The organism is Deinococcus sp. QL22 (assembly GCF_023370075.1).
Classification (GTDB): Bacteria; Deinococcota; Deinococci; order Deinococcales; family Deinococcaceae; genus Deinococcus.
The window spans coordinates 57,029-78,070 of record NZ_CP097154.1 but is presented as its reverse complement, the minus strand read 5'-3'; the positions used below and the strand labels follow the sequence as shown (position 1 = coordinate 78,070).

Below are 21,042 nucleotides of genomic sequence, written 5' to 3'. Positions count from 1 at the left end.
GCCGTTGCGAAGCAACTGGGGGGTGGGTGAGCAACGCGAATGCCCTTCAATCCGCCGCCACTGGCCCCGCGATCATCTGATCGACCAAGGCCAGTGCTTCCTCATACACGCTCAGGCCATGATCGAGTTCTTCTTTGGTGACCACGAGCGGCGGGCAGACCCACAGAAAATTGAAGCGGCTGTAGGCGTACACGTGCTTGCTCTTGATGTGCGCGGCCAGCCGTCCCATTTCAGGCGAGGTGCCATTGAAGGGCGCGAGCGGTTCTTTGGTGGCCTTGTCCTTCACCAGTTCGATGACGCTGAACAGGCCCTTGTAGCGCACGTCGCCCACGCAGGCGAAGCGGGCCTTGATGGCTTCCAGCCGCTGCCCAAGGTACGCGCCGAGTTCGCGGGTGTGTTCAAACAGGTGTTCCTCTTCGTACACGGCGAGGTTGCCGATGGCCGCCGCGAGGCTCACCGGATGGCCGCTGTATGTCAGGCCGCCCGCCAGAAAATGGGTCTCGAAATATTCGGCAATGGCGTCGCTGACGATCATTGCGCCGAGGGGCATATAGCCGCTGGTGAGGCCCTTGGCGCAGGTCACGATGTCGGGCTTGATGCCGTAATGCTGGGTGGCGAGCCAGGTTCCGGTGCGGCCAAATCCGCTCATGACTTCATCGTCGATGAGGAGGATGCCGTACTTGTCGCACAGGGCACGGAGCTTGGGGTAATAATCGTCGGGCGGCACGAGCAGGCCGTTACTGCCGGTGATGCCTTCCACCATGATCGCGGCGATGTTGTGCGGGCCTTCCATCTGAATAATTTCTTCGATGTGAGAGATGCATTCGCGGTTGCAGGAATCGGGCGTTTTGCCGAACGGGCAGCGGTAACAGTACGGATCGAAGGCCCGCACGATGCCGGGCACGCCGGGTTCCACGGGCCAGCGGCGCGGATCGCCGGAAGCCGTCATACTGCCCATCGTCGCGCCGTGATAGGAGCGGTAACGGGTGATGATCTTGTCGCGCCCGGTGTACAGACGGGCCATCTTCATGGCATTCTCGTTGGCCTCGCTGCCGCCGAGCGTGAAGAAGCTTTTGCCTAAGCCCGTGACTTCCGCCAGCTTTTTGCCCAATGTGGCGCGGACATCGGTGGCAAAGCTGGGGCCAGCGAAGCACATCACGTCTACCTGATCTTTGATGGCCTGAAGCACACGGGGATGCTGGTGCCCCACGTTGATATTGATCAGTTGGCTGGAAAAATCGAGCCAGGTGTTGCCGTCGCCGTCAAAAAAGTGGCTGCCCTTGCCGCCCGTCATATGAATCGGGTTGGTGGTGTTCTGCACACTCCAGGAAAACAGCGTGTAGTCGCGGTTATCATGAATAATCTGGCGGCTGTCGGGATGAGCCTGCGGAAAAGAATCGGGCATAAGTGACCTCCCTGAATTGGATGTGGCTTCAGTTTAGGTTCATTTGCCCGCCAACGCGAGAGACAGAGTGTCCAAGCTGGCGCGACCCTGGGCTTGCACGGCGCGTTACTTGCACAGTCCGGTTGAGTAGGGCGCACTTAACATTGCGATTTTCCGGGAGAGCACCGGAACCACTCCGCAAGCGGCCCTACGAGCCGATTCCCAGGGCAACAGACTCTCTTCGCTCGGTGAATCAATTGATGAACTTCAGCTTACTGAGGTCTACTTGCGCCCAATGGGATGACCTAATGGACAGCCACAGGCATGACATGGGTTAGACTCAGGAATGGGACGACAGAAGCAGTGGGTTGTGAAGCTGAGTGACGATGAGCGGCAACAGCTGACGGACATGACGCGCAAAGGCGTGCACAGTGCGCGGGTCATGACCCGCGCACGTCTGCTGTTGCTGAGCGAGCAAGGGCTCCTCGATCAGGAGGTGGCCCAGCGTCAGGGCGTCAATGCTGCGACTGTGGCATCCATTCGCAAGAAGTACGCTGAGGGCGGCCTGCAGGCTGCCCTGTACGAAAAAGAGCGTCCTCAGCAGCCCCCGAAACTGGATCCTCAGCAGACGGCGATCCTGATTGCCGAAGTCTGTCGGGCACCTGATGGTCGGGAGAAGTGGACGATGCAGCTCTTGGCTGATCGTCTGGTGACCTTAGGCGTGGTGGACAGTAGTAGTGACGAGACGGTGCGGCGCACACTGAAAAAAACGCGCAGGGACCGTGGCAAGTTCAAAGTGGGTGTGTCGCTCAGGTAGGCGCGGACTTCGTCTGGCGCATGGAAGCTGTGCTGGACACGTATGCTCAGCCCTACGACGCTTCGCGGCCGGTCATCTGCTTCGATGAAACATCCTACCAGCTGCTTGATCATGTCCGTGAGCCATGGCCACCCGTGCCGGGATTCCCGGCACGGGTGGATCATGAAGACAAGCGGTGCGGCACGGTGAATTTCTTCGTGGCCTTCGAACCCCTGACGGGTCAACGTACGGTCACGGTGACCGAGCGACGAGGAAATGCGGAGTTCGCAGCGCAACTCCAGAGCCTGGAGTGACGCTCTCCCGAGGCAGAGAAGATCACACTCGTCCTGGATCAGCTGTCGACACACAGCCCAGCGGCGTTATATCAACCTCTTCCGGCAGAGGAAGCCCGGCCATTGACTCGTCGATTTGAGTGGGTACACACGCCAAAACATGCGTCTTGGCTGAACATGGCCGAACTCGAATGGTCGGCCCTGCAACGTCAGTGTCTTGGGCAACGTCTGGCCAGCAAAGAGGCCGTCGAGCGTGAGATACAGGCCTGGGAAACCGACCGCAATGCGCGGGCGGTGCGCGTGAACTGGCAATTCTCAACACCAGCTGCGCGGGAGAAGCTCGGACGGCACGACCCAGCGTGAGAATAACTACAGACATGCCTGTGGCTGTCCACTAGAGCATTTGTCAGAATAGACGGATGAACACTGCTGGAGTGCGAGGCTACGGGTTGGCGTTGCGGACGCGCATCGTTGCTGTGGTTGAGGGTGGAGCCTCGCCTGCACCAGCGGCCCAGCACTTCTCCGTGCATGTCACGACGGTCCAGCGGTACCTGGCCCGCCATCGTGACCACACCCTCCACGTCGTCCCAACACCGACGGGGCGTCACCGTGCGGTGACGCCCACCCACGAAGAGCAGCTCCTGGCGCAATAAGAGAGCCATGGGGACGCAACGTGACAGGGGCACGCGGTTCTGCTTGAAGCAGCCACGGGACTCAAGGTCAGTTTCAAGACGGTGGATCGGGTCTTTCGCCGCCATCACCTCACCCACAAAAAAAACGCTGGTCGCCAGAGAACGCCGTGAGGAACGCCGCACGGTGTTCCTGAACGACCCCTAGCCCGACCTCAATCACCCTGAACGCCTGATCTTTGTGGATGAGAGTGGCTTCAACACGTCCATGACGCGCGGCTACGCCCGCGCGCCCAGCAACCAGCGGGCGGTCAGTGTCGTGCCTCGCCATCACGGCAAAAACGACACCCTGATCTGTGCACTGGGATCAGCGGGGCCAGTGGCCCCGCTGGTTCTAAGTACAACGCATTTAGCATGTAGACTTAAGCATGGCCCGTCCTGCCCGCCGCATTGACATTTCTGAAGACGCTGATGCGCTGCTTCGAGAACTGGAGACCAGTCCATATACCCACCCGAAGGTTCGTCTGCGGGCCAGCATTCTCCGGCTGCATCGACAGGGCTGGAGCATTCCCCAACTCTCCGCGCACTTTGGCCGGAACCATCAGGCCATCCACCACGACTTCACCCGTTTCGAAGAGCGCGGCATTCCAGGATTGAGCGACGAGTGTCCACCGGGACAGCCTTCGAAAGTGACCCCCGAGATGGAGCAGTTTCTCCACGAGAAACTGCAGGAGCAGCGCTTCTGGAACGCTCCACTGCTGTGCGAGTGCCTCGCACAGCAGTTTGGGGTGGGGATTCGACCTCGTGCATTGGCCAATCACCTGCAACGCCTGGGGTATAGCTGGAAACGCGCCCGGTATTCACCGGCTCAGACGCTCGATCCTGAACTCATTGCCCCGCATCAGGCTTCTTTGGAAACCCTAAAAAGGGGGCACTGGACGGCAAGCTGACCCTGAAATATCTCGATCAGACCGGACTTTCTCTGATGTTATCGGTGGGAGCGACGTGGTTTAAGCGGGGTTCCGGGCAACAGTTTGAGATCCCCACTCGGTGGGGATCGTCGGGACGGATCAACCTCATCGGCACCTACAGCATGCACGCCTGCGAAGAACAGCTCGAAGTTCGCGAACTGGAAGGCAGCTGCAACGGGGATCAGGTCATCGCGTATTTGAACACCTTGGCCTCCGGCTGTGACCCAGATCAGCTCACGGTCGTCGTCCTGGACAATGCGCCCTTTCACAAGGGCGCGAAACTCAGGGAACAACGCGCGTCTTGGGAACAGCAGGGGCTGTTCCTTCGATACCTTCCACCCTATGCGCCCTTTTTAAACCTCATTGAGGAGGTGTGGCGGAAGCTGAAGGGCATCTTGATGCCGCGTCGTTGTTACAACGCCGTGACTGAACTTCGGGCCGCACTCGTGACTGGGTTGAAGATTCTTGGGGCAAGATTTATCTAGATGTTAAATGCGGCGTACTTAGATGGGCCGGTGACCGCTGTAAGCTTCGAATACGACGTCCAACACGAGCTGTGCCCTGCCTTGACGCGAGATCAGGTGGTCATCATGGACAATCTCCCCTCACACCATCGAGCGTCCGTTCGGACGCTCATTGAAGATCAAGGGTGCACGCTGCTGTTTTTGCCGTCCTACAGTCCGGATCTCAATCCCATTGAGTGGTTGTTCTCGCAGATCAAGAGTGTCCTGCGTGGTGATGCACGGCGGAGTGTGGATCGCTTGATTGAAGGCATGGGTGACGCCCTGAAGACAAGTTCTGGACAACAGGTGGGGCATTGGTTCACTCGCGCCCTTCTGAAAGATCTCTTGTGACAAATGCTCTAGGGATCAAGCCATCTCTGCCGCGACCGTTGCCCAGGTCTGGAATGCTTGCTTCTGATTGTTTCTTCTGGTGCGAGTGGAAACGCCCCTTCGGGAGTGATGGTGAAGATTCAGGGTTCGGGCGTGCAGACTCAGACATTCCTGCACACGTTTTCGCTACCCTAATCCTTGCTGACTTCGCTCGTGTCGCCGTGTTGAGCGATGTTCTTGCCAGGTCATGTTGTTGCATGGGGCGTCACTGATCACCTGCTGGTGGTCAACATTCACCAGCCTCGGGATCTCTCGAATCGCGGCTCCGTAGCTCCGCAGCCCATCCGTATGAATGACCGCTGGGACAGCGTATTCACCAAGAAGTCTGGTCAGAAAGGTCTTCGCAGCATCGGTATCGCGGTGCCGCCCAAGCAGGATACCCTGCACGAAGCCGTGCTCATCAAGAGCTCTCCAGAGCCAGTGTCTGATTCCGTCTACCGTGGTACAGACCTCGTCCATGTGCCACCGGGAACCCCGTCGGGGTTCCCGGTGGCGTAGTTCGTGGGCGAACAGAGGGCCGAATGGGATACACCACTCGCGCAGGGTCTCGTGGCTGACCTGTTGGGCCGCGCTGGTGGAGCAATTCCTGAACGTCTAGGGAGCTGATAGGAAAGCGGTGGGAGAGCCAAACCGCGTGCTGAATGATGGTCACCCTGAATCGGTGACGATACGGTTTTGGGTCAGTCACGATAGGTCCGCCTAACCCACCCCAATTAAGGCAACACAACCCGTCCAAGACGTCCTGCGGCTTCAGCTGCGCCTCGTGGAAGACCCACGCAGCGACTCTCGTCTTGGAGTCCAGTGCAGCGGTGCGCGGAAGGTATCAGGCAATCTTGCGGTGCGGCGATGTAGCAGACGGTCTTTCAGGGAGGCAGCGAGCGTGTCAGCATAGAGCAGGGCCGTTCTGGTTGTCGTCACAGACTCAGTTACTGCCCTTAACGCTGCTTTTCTGCGTTCCAGACAACAGTGACTCCGAAGTGCCGGCTGCCTATGTTGCAACGTGTCCACCCTCTAGTGGGTGGAGAGACATGGGATCGGGAGCCGGTGACGTGGAGTCCAAGACGAGAAGGAGAGCCATGATGTCTTCTGAATCCAGCCCCCTGTTCGCCGGCTCCATTCCGCAGTTCTACGCGCAGTACCTGGTGCCGATGCTCTTCGAACCCTATGCTGCCGATCTGGCGGCCCGGGTGGCGGACATGCGGCCGAACCGTGTCCTGGAACTCGCCGCCGGGACGGGCGTTGTGACGCGCCACCTGGCGCGGGTGCTCACCCACGACGTCACCATTATTGCCACCGATCTCAGCCAGCCCATGCTGGATCAGGCGGCACAGACCGCAAGTGTCCGTCCTGTCGAGTGGTGTCAGGCGGACGCGCAACGCCTCCCCTTTCCCGATCAGAGCTTTGATGTGGTCGTGTGCCAGTTTGGGGTGATGTTTTTCGCCGACAAGGTGCAGGCCTTCAGCGAGGCCAGGCGCGTGCTGCGTCCGCAAGGTCAGTTCATCTTTAACGTCTGGGATCGCGTCGAGAACAATGAATTTGCCGATACGGTTCTACAGGCGGTTCGGCCACTGTTCAGAGCAGACCGACCGCCCTTTTTGACCCGGATCCCTCACGGGTACTTCGACCCCGCGGTGATTCAGGACGACCTGGTGCGCGCTGGCTTTACCCGGCTGCCTAGGATCTCGACCATGACCGCCCAAAGTCGCGCAGACGCTCCACACTTGCCAGCAATGGCGCTTTGCCAGGGCACACCGATGCGCAACGAACTGGAGGCGCAAGAACCGGACGTACTCCAGGTGGCCACCGAGCAGGCGAGCGCGGCAATGGCCGCCCGCTTCGGAACAGGAGCGGTGGAAGGGCAGATGCAGGCTCTGGTGGTGGTGGCCGAAGCAGGGTGACAGGGGCCTTCAAGCCTGGGACGACTCTGCTCTGCGTCTCAGACACTCTTTATCCCAAAGTGTCAGCTACTGAGGCTTGACCCTTCGACCTTAAGAAGGCAGGCCCTGGTTTCCACTGACAGCCGTCCAACTGCTGGAGGACATCACACCCGACACCATCAGCCGCTTTAGCCTCGGTCTTGAGTCCTCAACAAGCTCATAGGGTGCATTTGCCGAAGCCCAAGTCTCAACAGGCCTGTAAAACCGCTGGATTCATCGGTCTACCCTGTGCAAGACCCGAGTGCCTGGGGAGTAGACCCCCCAACCGTTCTGCCTCTCTTTCAGGATCAGCGCCCCGAGACCTGCTCGACCGTCTGTCTGATTGCCTCCGCCACTTTCTGTGAGACCTTATAGCTTGGGTTGGTGTAGACGTCCACAAAGGCGTGACCCAAAAAGGCCCCACCGGGTTGCCCCATTGGAACCGAATCGTCGTTGGCTTGCAGCACCGGAAACACCAGTCGCAGGGCGCCTAGGATGAGATCGGCTTGAGTCGAGACGTACGCTCCCCCCATTGGAGCCTGTGCGTTGGGAACGGAAATTCCCACGACTGCAAAACGTTCTGTGGGTACGCTCCGCCGTGTCAACTCCCGCGCCACGACCTCAGCGTAGAGATTGCCCTGGCTGTGGGCGACCAGAACCACATGGAGTCCCTGGCGCAAATAAGCCTCCACTCCATCGGTGAGCCGTAAGGCGTTCTGATCCATGTAGTGTGTGGCTGATGTGCGGTCTCGCAAGCGCAGAGTTGCCTGCACCAAGGAATTGAGGTACGTCTCGGTGTAGTCTCGCAGAGCCGCCGAGACCTCAGTTGGGCTGGGCACAAGGTTTTGAGACTGTGGAAGCACACTGGTCGGGTTAGACAAGGCCTGCAACCATCCGGTGACCGTGGTCGGCACCTTGACGGCTGCGTTTACCTTTTTGGTCAGCAAACTCGTCGCGACGCTCGAGAGGTCAGACGGTTCTCCGAAACTGGCCGCAAACACAGCTGCGCCGGAGTCCTGCTCTCCAAATTTTTGGCGGAACACCTCCACGACATCGCGTAATCCCTCAGTGGGATTATAGTTGAGGGCGTAGTACAGGCGCTGGTTACCAATGGATTCGCCCATCAGGCGGCGCAGTGCCAGCATGCTTTTCAGAGCCGTTTCCTCGGAGTTCAGGATGCCGTTTTGAAAGATCAGCACCGTGCATTGTCCGTTGGGGCAGTCTTCCGAGCCTGCTGGCAGAAGCGGCATGAAGCGCGGGCCAGCTCCGGCCAGCGCCTGGGCGTAAGCGTTCAGGCGCTGGCCCGTGTTGACTGTTCGGGCTCGCAACTCACGCGCGAGATCCGCCCAGTCCGGCCTCCCCGATTCTAAGAGCGCGAGCAGGGGATCGCGTCCAGTGCTGGTGACCGGAGGCGTTCCTACCACCAGCCTCTGAAGCAGTCGAGCGTATTCTTCAGATGCCGTCCGCTGAGCCGGAGAGAGAGTGTCAGCTTGAATATAGGCATCGACATCGTCCCGAATTCCGTTGTTATTGGCATCGGTGCCTGCTACGCCAGTCCCGAGAGCAGAGGAGGACAGCAGAAGCGCACTCAGAGCCAGCCATTGCAGGAAGTGCTTCATGAGGAGAGCGTAGGTCAGCCTGTGTGACGTCGGTGTGACGAAGAGCGAGCCTGACCCCTAATGAAATTGCAACCACTGCGCTGACGTAAAGCTCTCAAAAGCCGATCTTGGGACGCTGATACCCAGGGTCAAAGGGCTTTGGTGACTGCGGGACGGCAAAACTCGTACGGAGGATCTTGCGTGCCAGCGCAATCAGGGCGACCTTCCTCGACGTAGCAGCACTTCAACAGGTTTATCGTTACTGTCTATTTTGAGATACGGTTGAAAGCCCACCTTCGCCGCAAGTCTCAAAGACGGCATATTTGCAGGGTCAATGAGGCAAAAGGTATCCCCTTGGCTTAGATTCAGGTCACGCCACTGCAAAATGGCTCCGAGAGCCTCAAGCGCAAAGCCTTGCCCGTGAGCCCAAGGCATCAACACCCAGCCAGCTTCCGGCAGTGGGTCGAGTACGGCATGATCCTTCAAGACGTCCCGCTTGAACCTGGCGATGCCCATCTCCCCCACACATCGCCCTGTTGAGCGTTCGAACACCAGCCAATACCCAAAGCCGAAAAGCATCCAATGGCCGAGGTGACGAAGCAACCTCGTCCATACGTCCTGTGGAGCAACTGGCTGTCCGGTGGTATAGCGCGTAACCACCGGGTTACTCCATAACGCTACACAGGCCTCAAAATCTGTTTCCTGATGCCCGCGAAGCACAAGACGTTCTGTATGTAAGACGGGCGCAGATGTTTTTGTCATGTAAGTCACCATTGAGGAAGTCACGACTCTCTTTGAACATACGAAGATCCAACTGTTGTAGCGCACTCCAAACCCAGAAGCAGGTTTGCAAGTGGTTCCCCGACTTCGGTAGCAAGACCTAGGAACTGCGCATCCCAATCGGATGTCTACAGCTAAGCCTCTCGCAATCATCTTCTGGATCAATAGAGCGCAGCGAGTTCGAAAGAACGTGCGCTGAACACGGGAGGAGAGAATTGTAGGCACCTCTCGAAAAGTTCGAATGTCAGTGTCGAGTCACCTAATCAGTGAACACCTTCTCGACAATGACCTCGACATCACCAGTCAGACCATCAGAATTGAGAGCGTAGCCGATATCAGCAGCAGGGATCTTCTTCGTCCAGCGCTGTCCTTTGCTAAAGTCGTCCAAATTCAGCGTTAGGACTTTGGACTCAGGAATGAGATACAAGTGACTTAGTGCGTACGTCCGACTTCCAGTGGGTCGCGGCAGAGTCGCACACTGATTGCCGGAATAGAGCTCACCCGTACTCCAATCCCAAGTATCGACATGTGTCCCACTGACACGGCGTTTGTCCTCACGCAATTGCACCATCAGAGTTCGGCTGTCATTCCCTGCGTCATCAACCCGGTACGCTATGAGAGTGTCAATCGAAAAGTGACTGGATTCATAGTTTTCTGCTGATGTGGAATCAATTGTGAACTGAAAAGGCTTCCAGTTCCATACATCATCCACGAATTCCACGCAGCGCGCTTGAATCTCTTGCCTACCCACTGATTCTCGAGAAAACTTATGTTTTAAGAGAGCTTCATCGACCAATTTAGATGACCAGCCAGCACTTGGCTCTAGACGGACACCAAAGGACACTTTACCCTCCCAGCGTTCCTCCTCCACCGCTGTTGAGGTGACGGTGCCCCCCTGACGGCCTGACACAATTTATGAGGGAGAGCGAAATCTGAGCACCCAGCCGCCTTCTAAAGCGTCCACAGAACTGACATGCGATTTCTTGCGACGTCCGGGAGGCGCCGGATCGGCGCCTCCTTGGAGCGTCAGGCGGTTGAGTACTGCCTGCCCCCGGCTCAGCGCGAAGTGGACGCCGCGTAAACCAAGTTTCAAATAGCTCAGGGCGCGGTTCCAATGGGGATCAATGGTTCTGCGCACACCCTGCTGCACGAGCTGGAGTCCTTCGGAGACGAGCAGGAGCGTGGCCACAGAGATCACCAGGATCAGGCGTTCGAGGCTGGCGGCATCACGCAGTTTGGAGTCCTCCAGACCGAAGAGGCCACTCTTATCATCCAAGAATCCTTCCTCTATTTGGAAGCGCTCGCCGTACTCAGCAAACGTTGCACGACTGGTGGGTTCATCGCTCACCACCTGCCACTGCTCTGGGCCGTCCGTGGGACGGCCCAGAACCATCACACCGGCCCAAATCGGTGTCCGGTGATCGTGACGTTGTGGAAGCAGCGCGTTTCGCGCTGCGAGTTTGATTTCCCCGATGGTGCAGACCCGTTGCCCGTCTGGAGCGGCCAGAATCAGGCTCGATTTGATGCGGATGCGGAAGTGCCATCCGCAGACGCGGAGCCAGCCCATCAAGGCCGTGTCGCAAAAACCCCGATCCGCCAGGAGTCGAACATCGTGCAGCCCAAGAAAATCCAGCAGGCCTTTGACCTCGGCGAGGACAGGCAGGAGTTGTTCGGTGCCGACCTGAGCACTGGCATGCTCTAGGACGCGGGAGACGAGCGGTACCGCGCGTCCCCGGTAGAGGACGGCCACCCGGATCAGACAGAAGCGTCCGAACAGGATGCTGGTGTCCAGCGCCAGCGTCAGGGAATGCGGGCCCCAATCCCGCAAGGCTCGGGTAATCAGGGGGCCATACACACTGCCAGGGGCGATGGCTGGATTCTCCAGCCACCGTCGGCAGCGACGTTCGGTGCTCTGGGCGACCGTGGCCTGGGAGTGGATGTGCGGCAGCCAGGAGGGAATGGAAACGCTCTGGGACAGCACCAAGCCGCTGACCATCCAGGCCAGCGTACGGGCGTTGCGGACGTCGTTCCACAGGGCGGGGTGGAGGTGGGGCAGGATCGCTTGGTACAGTCGGGGGGCGTCCCCGGTGGCATTTTCGGTCTTCACAAACAGAAAGTGTCCCCTACCGGGGACGCTTTCTCATAAATTGTGTCAGGCCATCAGGGGGTTGACCTGTAGAGCAAAACATGCGAAAGGGACGGTGTTATGGGCCGTCCCGACCTCACTTTACAGTCGCTTTCTACCGCTGTCACCCTTCTCAGTCGCTGGACCCGCCTCACCTTCCACCGAAACTGTTCCATCCACACGAGAATTTTTGTGACACTGACCTCGTGGCCGTCGCAGTGCTTTAAAAACTGCATAAGGTGCCCTATTTCAGCCGGTGGTGGCGACTTCTGAAGCTGAACCACTTTCCGCACTTCCCCTCTGAACCGCAAGCCCGAATCCGGCTCGCTCGATTGACCCCGGTCGTCGAGCAACTGGCCACCGAAGTCCAGTGTCTGGACTTCGTCGCTGTGGATTCACAGCCGCTCCCTGTTTCGACCTTCAAGCGAGCGCCACGATGCAAATTTCGAGGGGCTCGTCATGCGTTCAGCACGGCTGGGCCGGTGTATGGCTTCAAATTGCACGCTTGGAGTGCGCTGAACGGCAAGATCGTTAAATACGAGATTCGTCCAGCGAATGAGCACGATTTCAGCGTGCTCTGCGAGGGTGTTTAGGGACTGGCCCGCTTACAGCGGGCCAAAACAGATCGGAGACAAGGGTTATCAGTCTGAAACATGCTTGACCCCCAAGGAGGCGAATGCGAAACAGATTGATCCCCGTTGGAAAGAAGAGTATGGGGCCGCAAGGAAGTACATCGAGTCTGCCTTCTCCGTTCTGGTGGGTGCGGGACTGCGCTGGGGACAGGTCAAGAAGTTCCTGAGTCTCCGGTTGAATGTCGCCTTGGGCGTTGATCGGCTTGGGGGTGTCTGATTTGGGGGCGGGCGACCCACGCGGAGCCGTCGTGTGGCTGTGGCGGGGCATAGAAGCCTGTCACCGGAGCGGGCTGGTGATGGTCGAAACGGTGGGGTATGACCATCTGGCGCGTGCCCACGAGCAGTGGGGAAACTCCTCGGAGGCAGAGCGGCTGCACGGGGTCGCACTGGCCCTAGCCCAAAGCAGTGGCAGCGGCAAGGCAGAAGGCCGTCAGCGGCAACGTTTGGGCTCGCTTTTGACCCGGCTGGGGCGTTGGTTCTAAGCCCTGGCAGAGCTGGATCAGGCCTATGTATTGGCCGTTCAACTGGGCTTGCCCCAACTGTCCGAGGAAATCCACGCCACCCAGAGCGAGGTCTTTGACCAACTCGGAGACGCCCAGTCAGCCCTGACGCACCTCCAAGCGCAGGTGGAGCTGGAGCGCAACCGCCTGACCGAAGAAGCGCGGCAACGGGTGGGGGTGCTGGCGGCCCAGACCCACGCGGCGTGGGCACAGTGCGAGGCCGAATACCAGCGCGAGCAAGCCAGAGCAATGGCGCACCTGGCTCATCATGATCCGCTGACGGGGCTGGCCAACCGTGCAGGAGGGCGGCCCATCTGGCCCAAATGGTGGCCGGATCACCCGACGTGGGCGCAGACCATTTGGCCGCAGGTAACACAGCGCGCGCCTTTTGCCCTGCTGTTTTTGGATTTGGACGGATTTAAGGCCGTCAACGACACCCTGGGCCATGCGGCGGGCGATACATTGCTGTGCCTGGTGGCCCAAAAACTGAATCTGTGCCCACAGCGCCCCGAATCATGCCAGCGCCGAAGCCCTCGCGCAACGGTTGGCAGCCACCCTGGACAGCCCGTTCACGGTTTCTGAGCAAGAGGTGTTTCTGACGGTCAGCATCGGCATCAGCCTGTATCCGCACGGCGGAACTGATCCCGGCACGCCGATTTGGCGATGTATCAGGCCAAACGATCAGGCAAGAATCCTCGGCGGCATTACGCGCCCGAAATGCAGGACAGCGCCCGCGCCCGCCTGCTGGTGGGCAACCAACTCCGGGTCGCACTGGGCCGCGAAGAATTTCAACTGCATTATCAGCCTCAGGTCGATCCCTAAACCGGCCTGATCGTGGCGATGGAAGCCCTGTTGCGCTGGTTTCCCGACGGTGGCCGCTTGGTGCGCCTGGACGTGTTCATTCCTGCCGCCGAGGATTCTTGCCTGATCGTGCCCATCGGGGGGTGGGTACTGAATGCGGCCTGTGCCCAAGTCGCCCTGTGGCGACGCGGGTGGCCCTCAACGTGTCTCCCCAGCAGTTTGCCCGCACCGATTTTGTTTCCACCGTCCACGACGCCTGTCTGCGCCATCAGCTTGATCCCAGCGCCCTGGAACTGGAACTGACCGAACGCGGCGTGGTGCAAGACCCCGAATTCACGGCGCGGCAATTTACGGCGCTGCGGGACTTGGGCGTCCGGATCGCGCTCGATGATTTCGGGGCCGGAGAATCCAACCTGTCGCGCCTGCTGCGTCTGCCATTTGATGCGCTGAAGCTTGACCGAGAACTCGTCCGCACGCTGGGAGAATCGAGCGAGGCGCTGCGGGTGATGCAGGCCATGACGGCCCTGGCCCGCACCCTCAATCTGGAAGTGGTGGCCGAGGGCATAGAGACCCCGGCGCAGTTGCAGGCCGTGCGTGCCCTCGACTGCAACCGCGTGCAGGGCTACTTTCTGGGGGTTGCGCAAGCGGGCTGGCCGGATGAACAAGGAGGGTTTGGCGGCTCCACGCCAGAATCGTAACTGCTACTCACGTCGCTCTTCTCCCCCGCCAGAGCACAGGCTGAGGACTTGGTAGGGGGTGAAGGCGAGCGCTTTTTGTGGTGCTGAATCTTCTGTATTTAGCGCTTGCTCCAACAAGTTTACCGCCTGCCAACCGTCACCGAGTCCCAAGCTGTCCAACCCCGTCAACGTTGCCTGACCGCGAGTGCCGTGCGTTTCATACAGCCGGATAATCATTGCATCACTGTCTTCAGCCAATTTTAGGGCACTCAGGCGCAGGCTGGGGCCGCCGTGCAGATGCAGCAGGCGGGCCGATTCAGGCAAGGTTCCGTCAGGAGTTGCGCTCCGGTAGGCCAGCAGCGGCGCATTTAGGTCGTGGGCCTCTGCCACCGTGCCGTTTCGCCAGTCGCCCGCGTGTGGATAAAGGCTGTAAGTGAACTGGTGCAGGCCCTCATCGGCTGCCGGATCTGGCGAAATGGGCGAACGCAGCAGGCTCAGGCCCAGCACATTGCCCGCCGCGCTGTAACCGTATTTGCTGTCGGTGAGCAAGCTCAGGCCGCTCCCTGCCTCGCCGCTGCCGCCTTCGCTGAGGTCGGCCCAGCGGTGGCCGGGTTTTTCAAATTGGGCGGCGTCGCCCGCCGTATTGGTGTGGGTCGGGCGGGTCACTGCGCCGAACGCGGTTTCAAAGGTAGCGACATTGGCCCGGACTTGCAGCGGCACCAGCGCCCGCAAGAAGGTGCGGCGGCCCTGCCAGTCGGCGTGCGTGTGAATGTCGAGCCGCTTACTGCCGGGGTCTAGGCGGTAGGTTTGCGTGATAGTGCTGGGGTTCATCGAACGGGGATTACCCCGCTCCTGCTGGCTGCCGCGGCGCACCTGCACCTCTGCCGCACTCACGCGCCGGGGGGCTTCCAACGCCGTCCACTCCTCGCCTTCCTGCGTGTAGGTGGCATCTACGTCCCACGCCTCCCACATACGCGGAATATCCACGTAGGCCCACAGTTGGTTGCCCCATCCATCCAACATTTCGCGGCCCTGCTGCTTGTCGTACAGGCTGCTTAATGTGCCGTCAGCACTCACCTGCACGCGCAAATACTCATTCTCTAGTGTCAGGTCATCGGGCGGGAAAGCAGGCAGAGCAGGTTCGGCGACAGCCACCGGAAAGCTCAGGTAACCCAGCCCCGGCACAGTCAGCCCCGGCGGAATGCTGAGGCCTTCCAGCCCAGCCAAATCAGCACTCAGCAGGCGGTCTTGTAGCGTCAGATTCCAGACCACCACACGCTCAGTCTGGTCAGACGGCCCACCTACCGCGTCGCTGAGGGCTTGCAAGGCCGCGTCGCGCAGTTGCCCGGCCTCTTCCAGTGCCCCCCGCATCTCGGCTTGGGCCACTGTATTCACCGCCTGCACGCTACTTCCGGGCAAGATGTCGTGAAACTGGTTCCTGAGCAGTACCTTCCAAGCCGCGTGTAATTCGGCGTGCGGATAAGAACGGGTAATGATGCGGGCAGCCAACACACAGGCAGCTTCGGCTTCGGGCAAAGTAAGTTCCAGACGGCGATTCAGGCGCTTGATTTCGGCCTGCGTGGTGTACGTTCCCCGGTGCAACTCAAAATATTGCTCGCCCACCCACACCGGCAAATTGGCCCGCGCCTCGGCCCCAATCTGGTTATAGAAGTCGGCCACCCGCGTCATGTGCAGCTTGGGCAGGCCTGGAAAATCGCGCTGGCGGGCGTAGCGTTCCAACATACCGGAAGTCGGGCCGCCGCCGCCGTCGCCGTAGCCGAAGCTCAGCAGGCTCTCTCCGTGCCGCCGCTTGCCCCGGAAGGCCTTCCACGTTTCAAAGGTATCCAGCGCCTTGATGTCGCCGTTGTAGCCCTCGGCAGGATTGAGGAAACTGTGCGCCAGCACGCGGCTTCCGTCCAGTCCTTCCCAGTGGTACAGGTCGTAGGGAAACACGGTGGTTTCGTTCCAGTTCAGCTTGGTCGTAAAAAAGTTCGGCATGTCGGCCAGCCTCAGGAGTTGCGGCAGGTTGCCCGCGTACCCGAAGGTGTCGGGCAGCCAGCAGACCCGCGACTGCACGGCAAATTCTTTCTGAAAGTAGCGCTGACCGTGCAGCAGTTGCCGCGCCCACGCCTCGCCGCTGGGCAGGTTGCCGTCCGGCTCGACCCACATGCCGCCCACCACGTCCCAGCGCCCTTCCATCACTCTGGCCCGAATCCGCTCGAACAGCGCGGGGTCGTCTTCCTGCACATACTCGTACAGCTGGCCCATGCTCTGGTTGAACACGAAATCCGGGTACTGCTCCATCAGGTTCAGCACGGTGGCAAAGGTGCGCCGGGCCTTGCGCCGCGTTTCCGACAGGGGCCACAGCCACGCCAGATCGATGTGCGCGTGTCCGGTCAACGCCAGATGGCCTTCTGCCGGATACTCGGCCCGCAAGCTGTCCAGTGCGCTCTGCAGCCACGCCCGCGCGGCTGCCAGTCGGGGTTGCCATTCCTGCGGGTAGGGCGGCGGGTTAGCCGTTTCAAACTCGTATTCATCCCAGAGGCCGTCAATCGTGGCCTTCAGCACCGGGTTTTCCACGGCCCGCGCCAGATACGCTGCGCTGTTGCCCCGTTCCAGCGGAATCTGCCGGAAAGCCGCGTCCAGCAGATCGGTCAGGCGTTCGGCAATGGCAGAGCGGCCCGCTTTCAGCAGGTGTTGGGCGGCGTCATACACGGCCAACAGGTCTTCGTACAGCGCCCGCACCCCCGCATCAGGCACCACCAGTCGGGCGCGGTGCAACGCATTTTTCCGCTCCGGCGAGCCAAACAGGCCCTTTGGGCTGGCTTCTATTTCCAGGCTCAATACTTCGCCGCCCACCGCCGCTGCCAAGACCCGAATTTCGGTATGAAAAGGATTCAGGCCGCCCACGCTGGCCCCGTTCACGCGGAGCAACCCCTCGCCGCCCGGCAACAGTTGCGCGGTGACGGCCTGCCCCGCCCAAGCTTGCGGCACCGTTACCTCAAAGCGCATGGACACTGGAAAGGCCCGCGACGGCCACGCCGAGCCTTCCTGAATCGGCCATTCTTGGCCCGCCGCATCTCTGAAAATGCCTATTGGAAGCGGCAAAGTGACAGCATCGGCCCAAGCGTGCAGCTCGTTCAGGCGTTGCAACAGGCGTTTGAGGTGCTGCTCGGTGGTCACGGCATGCGACATGGCGCTTATGGTGACACGGGAGGGAACGGTTGGAGGCGGAGTTCCAAAGAGACTGGTTTCAGGCAACAAAAACTGTGCGGCAAAGAACAGCGAGACAACGAACAGGGCCGCCAGAAGTTGCTCCCCGGCGGCCCTGAGTCCAAATTATTTTAGATGTGGTTTAGATTTAGACGGTTGCCGCTACAGGCTGAGCTTTGGCTGCCTGCTGAGCGCGTGCTACAGCCTCGGCCAAGATTTCTTCGCCCTTGCTGGGATCGAAGTTCAAGCCTTCAGCCAACAGCACTTGCACGTCTGTGACACCCAAAAAGCCCAGGAAGGCCCGCAAGTGGCTCTGAGAATGCTCCATGCTGACCATCGGGCCAGCGCTCCAGACACCGCCGCGGGCTTCGGTAATAAACGCTTTCTTGCCCACCGCCAAGCCTACGGGGCCAGTGGCCGTGTACTGGAAGGTTTTTCCGGCGACGGCGATGGCGTCCATGTAGGCCTTGACCATCGGGGGGTAACCAAAGTTCCACATGGGCGCGGCAAACACGATCACGTCGGAATCCAGGAACTGATCGACCAATTCACCGAGGCGCAGCACTTTGGCGGCTTCGTGGTGGCTCAGTTCCGACTGTTGGGCCAATTTGCCCCACGCGGTCATCACTTCTGCGTCGATCAGGGGGATATTGCTTTCGTACAGGTCAAGTTCAGTGACCTGAGCGCCAGGATTCTCGGCAGCGTAGACATCGACAAAGCTCTGGCCGAGGCGAAGCGAATACGACTGTTCGGTGCTCTTAGGATTGCCCTTCACAAATAATACTTTCGTCATTTGAAGCTCCTCTGTTGCTGAATGGGGGGGGTGCTGGTGCAGTGGGGCGAAGCTTGCCAGCGGGCAAATGCACCGACTCCAACTAAGTGCAATTTAGTCTAAAGTACTTTGTTTTGTCAACTAGAATATATCACACAGCATTCTCAAAACTCGATTGGGTCTGGCATGAGCGGGGTCAGCGACAAGGCTTGTGACGACAGGCCACAGCGTGATTCAGAGTCCCACCTTTTCTCCGCTTATGTGAGGACAACTCTGCATCTGCAACCCGGACAGAACTGATCTAACTTCAGCGTTGGCCCCTCAGAGCATGCAGCACGTCTTTCGTGCCCGTATACAAGTCGCGGTAAAGGCCATATAAGCGGTCATACTCGGGCTTCTGGGCGGCGTTGGGCTGGATGATGTCGGCGGGGCGCACCCATGAATCCAGGTCGGCCCGCGTGAGAACACCTGCCGCAATTCCGGCCAGAAAAGCGTCGCCGTAGCTGGCCCCCACCGTGGTTTCGGGCAAGTGCTGGGCCTCGCCGCTGATGTCGGACACGATTTGCAGCCACGTGCGGGTTTTTGCGCCGCCGCCCACCGCCACCACGCGCCGCACGTCGGCTCCGAGGTCGCGGAAGGCCTCTATGTTGTGGCGAATGCCGTAGCCCACGCCTTCCAGCACGGCGCGGAACAGGTGGTCGCGGGTGTGGGTCAGACTCATTCCGGCAAAGACGCCGCGTGCATGGGGATCGTTGATTGGGGTGCGCTCGCCGCTGAAATACGGCAAGACCAACAGGCCGTCCGAGCCGGGGGCGATGGCGTCGGCCCCTGCAAACAGCGTGTCGTAGGCTTCGCCGGTAGGCTGATCGCGGGCAAATTCATCGGTAAACCAGCGGGTCAGGCTGCCAGTCGTGCCCATGCCTGCTGCCAGATTGTGCTGGCCCACGAATGCGCCGCCCACCGTCCACACGCGGGAATCGGGCGTGGGCGCGTCCTGCACCAGAATAAAAAAGGTGGTGGAACCGTACATGATCATCAGGTCGCCGGGATTCACCACGCCCACGCTGAGGGCTTCACTGAGGGCATCCACCGCGCCCACCGCGACGGGCGTGCCCTCACGCAGTCCGGTCAGGCGGGCGGCTTCAGCGGTCACGGTTCCGGCGCGTTCATCGCTCCAGCCGAGTTCGGGCAGGCGCGACAGGTCGGAGTCGCCCAGCACTGGCACGGCAAACTTCGGCGTCCACTGGCGCGAGGCCGGATCGTACAGCGGCATGGAGTGGCTGGCCGTGTGGTGATCCATGATGTGCCGCCCCGTCAGGCGATACGTGAGGTAGGCACTGGCCGTCGTGAGTGTGGCCGTCTGCGCCCAAATGGTGGGTTCCTGCTCGCGCAGCCAGCGAATTTTGGGGCCGATGGCCTGACTGGTGAGGCTCATGCCACTGTGGGCAAAAATAGCGTCGGTGCCGATTTCTACTTCCAACGCCTCGATTTGCACCTGAGCGCGGGAATCTACGCCGTACAGGATGCCGGGGCGCAGCGGACGGCCCGCCGAATCCAGCGGCAGCAGCGTGGGGCCGATGGCGCTGAGGGCCACGCCCGCCACGTCCGCACCCGAATACTCGCCCGACAGTAGGGCCGCGATAATGACCTGCACATCGGCCCACCACACGGCGTCGGCGTCCTGCTCGGCGTATCCGGGGGCTGGAAAGGAGACCGTGTGCGGGACGACATGCTGACGCAGGATTTTCCCGGCGGGCGTGACTAACACACCCTTGCTGGAGTAGGTGCCGACATCTATCCCCAGCAGCAGTTCAGGCGACATCAGATGGACTCCGTTCCATTGGCCGGATTGAGCCACAACAAGACACTGCATTCAATCGGAATTCACCTCAATCATGACCTTCATACTGGTCTTCTTTTCCGCGTCGGCAAAAGCGAACGCTTCGGGCGTGTGGGCAAAGTCGTAGCGGTGCGTGACCAGCAGATTCAGGTTGACTGCGCCGCTGGCAACGAGTTCTATGGCGGCGGGGTAGCAGTTGGCATACCGGAACACGCCCCGGATGCTGACTTCCCGGCTGGCCGCGCTCACGATATCGAGGCTGACCTCGGGGTCTGGCGGCAGGCCCACCAGCACGGTCACGCCGCCCGGTTTGGGGGCCGCCAGACTGAGGCGCGTGGTTGGCAAACTGCCCGCCGTTTCAAAGCTGACATCTACGCCCGCATGAGACAGCGGCAGGCCGTCCCGCGCCGCTGTGATGCTGCGAATGAATTCCAACGGATCGCCCGTGCGGGCATTGAAGGTATGCGTGGCCCCCACCTGCCGCGCCAAGTCCAACCGGAAATCCTCGAGGTCTATGGCGATCAACATGGTCGCGCCCGCTGCTTTGGCCGCCTGAATGGTGGTGCAGCCAATCGGCCCCGCGCCGAACACAGCCACGCTGTCGCCCGTTTTCACTGCGCCTTTGCGGGCTGCCCACACGCCTACTGCCAGCGGTTCCAACAGCGCCGCCGCGTCGTCAGATACGCTATCGGGCACAGGAAATACGAAGTCGTCGGGCCACAGGACGTATTCGGACAAGGCTCCATCTATCGGCGGAGTCGCCATAAACGTCATGTCGGGGCAGAGGTTATACGCGCCGGATTTGCAGTAGGCGCAGCGGCGGCAAGGCACGCCGGGTTCCAGCGCCACACGGTCTCCCACCTTCACGCGGCTCACGCCTTCGCCTACCGCTTCCACCACGCCGCTGACCTCGTGGCCCAGCACCAGCGGGCCTTCCACCACAAATTTGCCGATGCGCCCATGCGTGTAGTAATGCACGTCGCTGCCGCACACGCCGATACGCCGCACTTTCACGCGCACTTCATGTGGCCCCGGCGCGGCCACCGGGCGGGTTTCCCAACCCAGCGCACGGTGCCCGGTCAGAACTGAGGTTTGAGAATCTAGTACGGTCATGGGTGGCACTCCTTCGGCAAAGTTTGGGGATTTTTTTAATGCTAGAATGGAAATGAACTTGCGGGAACTAAACTGTTGGAGAGAACGCTTCTCCATTTGACTGAACTGG

Annotated in this window: 18 protein-coding genes and 5 pseudogenes; 13 read left to right on the top strand and 10 right to left on the bottom strand. The window is 60.3% G+C overall.

Annotated elements, in window-relative coordinates:
- Window positions 1-46: 46 nt before the first annotated feature.
- Entirely contained in the window at window positions 47-1,405 is a 1,359-nt protein-coding gene (locus tag M1R55_RS26855; protein ID WP_249396301.1) for an aminotransferase class III-fold pyridoxal phosphate-dependent enzyme, read from the bottom strand.
- Window positions 1,406-1,730: 325 nt separating this feature from the next.
- Between M1R55_RS26855 and M1R55_RS26850 the strand changes: the two genes are divergently transcribed.
- From M1R55_RS26850 to M1R55_RS26825, 7 genes and pseudogenes are all read left to right on the top strand, one after another.
- Entirely contained in the window at window positions 1,731-2,201 is a 471-nt protein-coding gene (locus M1R55_RS26850; protein WP_249392045.1) for a helix-turn-helix domain-containing protein, read from the top strand.
- A gap of 20 nt (window positions 2,202-2,221) precedes the next feature.
- Complete coding sequence (locus M1R55_RS32490; RefSeq protein ID WP_371827329.1) at window positions 2,222-2,494, top strand: hypothetical protein; 273 nt, start codon at window positions 2,222-2,224, stop codon at window positions 2,492-2,494.
- Between the two features lie 21 nt (window positions 2,495-2,515).
- Entirely contained in the window at window positions 2,516-2,836 is a 321-nt protein-coding gene (locus tag M1R55_RS32485; RefSeq protein ID WP_371827178.1) for a transposase, read from the top strand.
- A gap of 56 nt (window positions 2,837-2,892) precedes the next feature.
- Window positions 2,893-3,499, top strand: a pseudogene (locus M1R55_RS26840) (IS630 transposase-related protein); the annotation flags it as partial.
- A 31-nt stretch (window positions 3,500-3,530) separates the two neighbouring features.
- Complete coding sequence (locus tag M1R55_RS26835) at window positions 3,531-4,052, top strand: helix-turn-helix domain-containing protein (protein WP_249396300.1); 522 nt, start codon at window positions 3,531-3,533, stop codon at window positions 4,050-4,052.
- Window positions 4,053-4,087: 35 nt separating this feature from the next.
- Window positions 4,088-4,558: a transposase gene (locus M1R55_RS26830; RefSeq protein WP_249392828.1), complete on the top strand. Its 471-nt coding sequence runs from the start codon at window positions 4,088-4,090 to the stop codon at window positions 4,556-4,558.
- An 18-nt stretch (window positions 4,559-4,576) separates the two neighbouring features.
- Window positions 4,577-4,927: pseudogene (locus M1R55_RS26825) on the top strand (transposase); the annotation flags it as partial.
- Between the two features lie 15 nt (window positions 4,928-4,942).
- Here M1R55_RS26825 and M1R55_RS26820 read toward each other — a convergent pair.
- Window positions 4,943-5,654 (bottom strand): annotated as a pseudogene (locus tag M1R55_RS26820) (IS6 family transposase).
- A gap of 388 nt (window positions 5,655-6,042) precedes the next feature.
- On the opposite strand from M1R55_RS26820, the gene M1R55_RS26810 reads away from it, so the two are divergent.
- Window positions 6,043-6,864 (top strand): class I SAM-dependent methyltransferase, encoded by an 822-nt coding sequence (locus M1R55_RS26810; RefSeq protein WP_249396299.1) that lies wholly within the window; start codon window positions 6,043-6,045, stop codon window positions 6,862-6,864.
- Between the two features lie 326 nt (window positions 6,865-7,190).
- On the opposite strand, the gene M1R55_RS26805 is transcribed toward M1R55_RS26810, so the two are convergent.
- From M1R55_RS26805 to M1R55_RS26790, 4 genes are all read right to left on the bottom strand, one after another.
- The gene (locus M1R55_RS26805; protein ID WP_249396298.1) at window positions 7,191-8,501 is read right to left on the bottom strand and encodes a hypothetical protein; all 1,311 of its coding nucleotides are present in this window, start codon (window positions 8,499-8,501) and stop codon (window positions 7,191-7,193) included.
- A 192-nt stretch (window positions 8,502-8,693) separates the two neighbouring features.
- On the bottom strand, window positions 8,694-9,242 hold the full coding sequence (locus tag M1R55_RS26800) for a GNAT family N-acetyltransferase (protein ID WP_249396297.1): 549 nt from the start codon (window positions 9,240-9,242) through the stop codon (window positions 8,694-8,696).
- A gap of 277 nt (window positions 9,243-9,519) precedes the next feature.
- Window positions 9,520-10,104 carry a hypothetical protein gene (locus M1R55_RS26795; protein WP_249396296.1) on the bottom strand — a complete coding sequence of 195 codons (585 nt, stop codon included), beginning with the start codon at window positions 10,102-10,104 and terminating at the stop codon, window positions 9,520-9,522.
- A 69-nt stretch (window positions 10,105-10,173) separates the two neighbouring features.
- Complete coding sequence (locus M1R55_RS26790) at window positions 10,174-11,367, bottom strand: transposase (RefSeq protein WP_249396295.1); 1,194 nt, start codon at window positions 11,365-11,367, stop codon at window positions 10,174-10,176.
- Window positions 11,368-11,466: 99 nt separating this feature from the next.
- On the opposite strand from M1R55_RS26790, the pseudogene M1R55_RS26785 reads away from it, so the two are divergent.
- The 5 genes and pseudogenes from M1R55_RS26785 (at window position 11,467) to M1R55_RS26765 (ending at window position 14,016) form a co-directional block, all read left to right on the top strand.
- A pseudogene (locus tag M1R55_RS26785) lies at window positions 11,467-12,234 on the top strand (IS982 family transposase).
- Window positions 12,197-12,499, top strand: coding sequence for a hypothetical protein (locus tag M1R55_RS26780; protein WP_249396371.1), 303 nt, complete (start codon window positions 12,197-12,199; stop codon window positions 12,497-12,499). Before M1R55_RS26785 ends, M1R55_RS26780 begins: the two are co-directional and overlap by 38 nt.
- Before the next feature lie 30 nt (window positions 12,500-12,529).
- Window positions 12,530-13,099, top strand: coding sequence for a GGDEF domain-containing protein (locus tag M1R55_RS31995; RefSeq protein ID WP_305880282.1), 570 nt, complete (start codon window positions 12,530-12,532; stop codon window positions 13,097-13,099).
- A gap of 81 nt (window positions 13,100-13,180) precedes the next feature.
- A complete protein-coding gene (locus M1R55_RS26770) occupies window positions 13,181-13,339 on the top strand; it encodes a hypothetical protein (protein WP_249396294.1) in 159 nt (52 codons plus the stop codon).
- An 18-nt stretch (window positions 13,340-13,357) separates the two neighbouring features.
- A pseudogene (locus M1R55_RS26765) lies at window positions 13,358-14,016 on the top strand (EAL domain-containing protein).
- A gap of 3 nt (window positions 14,017-14,019) precedes the next feature.
- On the opposite strand, the gene M1R55_RS26760 reads toward M1R55_RS26765, so the two are convergent.
- The 4 genes from M1R55_RS26760 to M1R55_RS26745 all read right to left on the bottom strand — a co-directional run bounded on the left by M1R55_RS26760 (window position 14,020) and on the right by M1R55_RS26745 (window position 20,933).
- Window positions 14,020-17,190 (bottom strand): glycoside hydrolase family 38 C-terminal domain-containing protein, encoded by a 3,171-nt coding sequence (locus M1R55_RS26760; RefSeq protein WP_249396292.1) that lies wholly within the window; start codon window positions 17,188-17,190, stop codon window positions 14,020-14,022.
- Between the two features lie 166 nt (window positions 17,191-17,356).
- Window positions 17,357-18,001: an FMN-dependent NADH-azoreductase gene (locus M1R55_RS26755; protein ID WP_249396291.1), complete on the bottom strand. Its 645-nt coding sequence runs from the start codon at window positions 17,999-18,001 to the stop codon at window positions 17,357-17,359.
- 286 nt (window positions 18,002-18,287) lie between these two features.
- On the bottom strand, window positions 18,288-19,802 hold the full coding sequence (locus M1R55_RS26750; protein WP_249396290.1) for an FGGY-family carbohydrate kinase: 1,515 nt from the start codon (window positions 19,800-19,802) through the stop codon (window positions 18,288-18,290).
- Window positions 19,803-19,853: 51 nt separating this feature from the next.
- On the bottom strand, window positions 19,854-20,933 hold the full coding sequence (locus M1R55_RS26745; RefSeq protein WP_249396289.1) for an NAD(P)-dependent alcohol dehydrogenase: 1,080 nt from the start codon (window positions 20,931-20,933) through the stop codon (window positions 19,854-19,856).
- Between the last annotated feature and the right edge of the window lie 109 nt (window positions 20,934-21,042).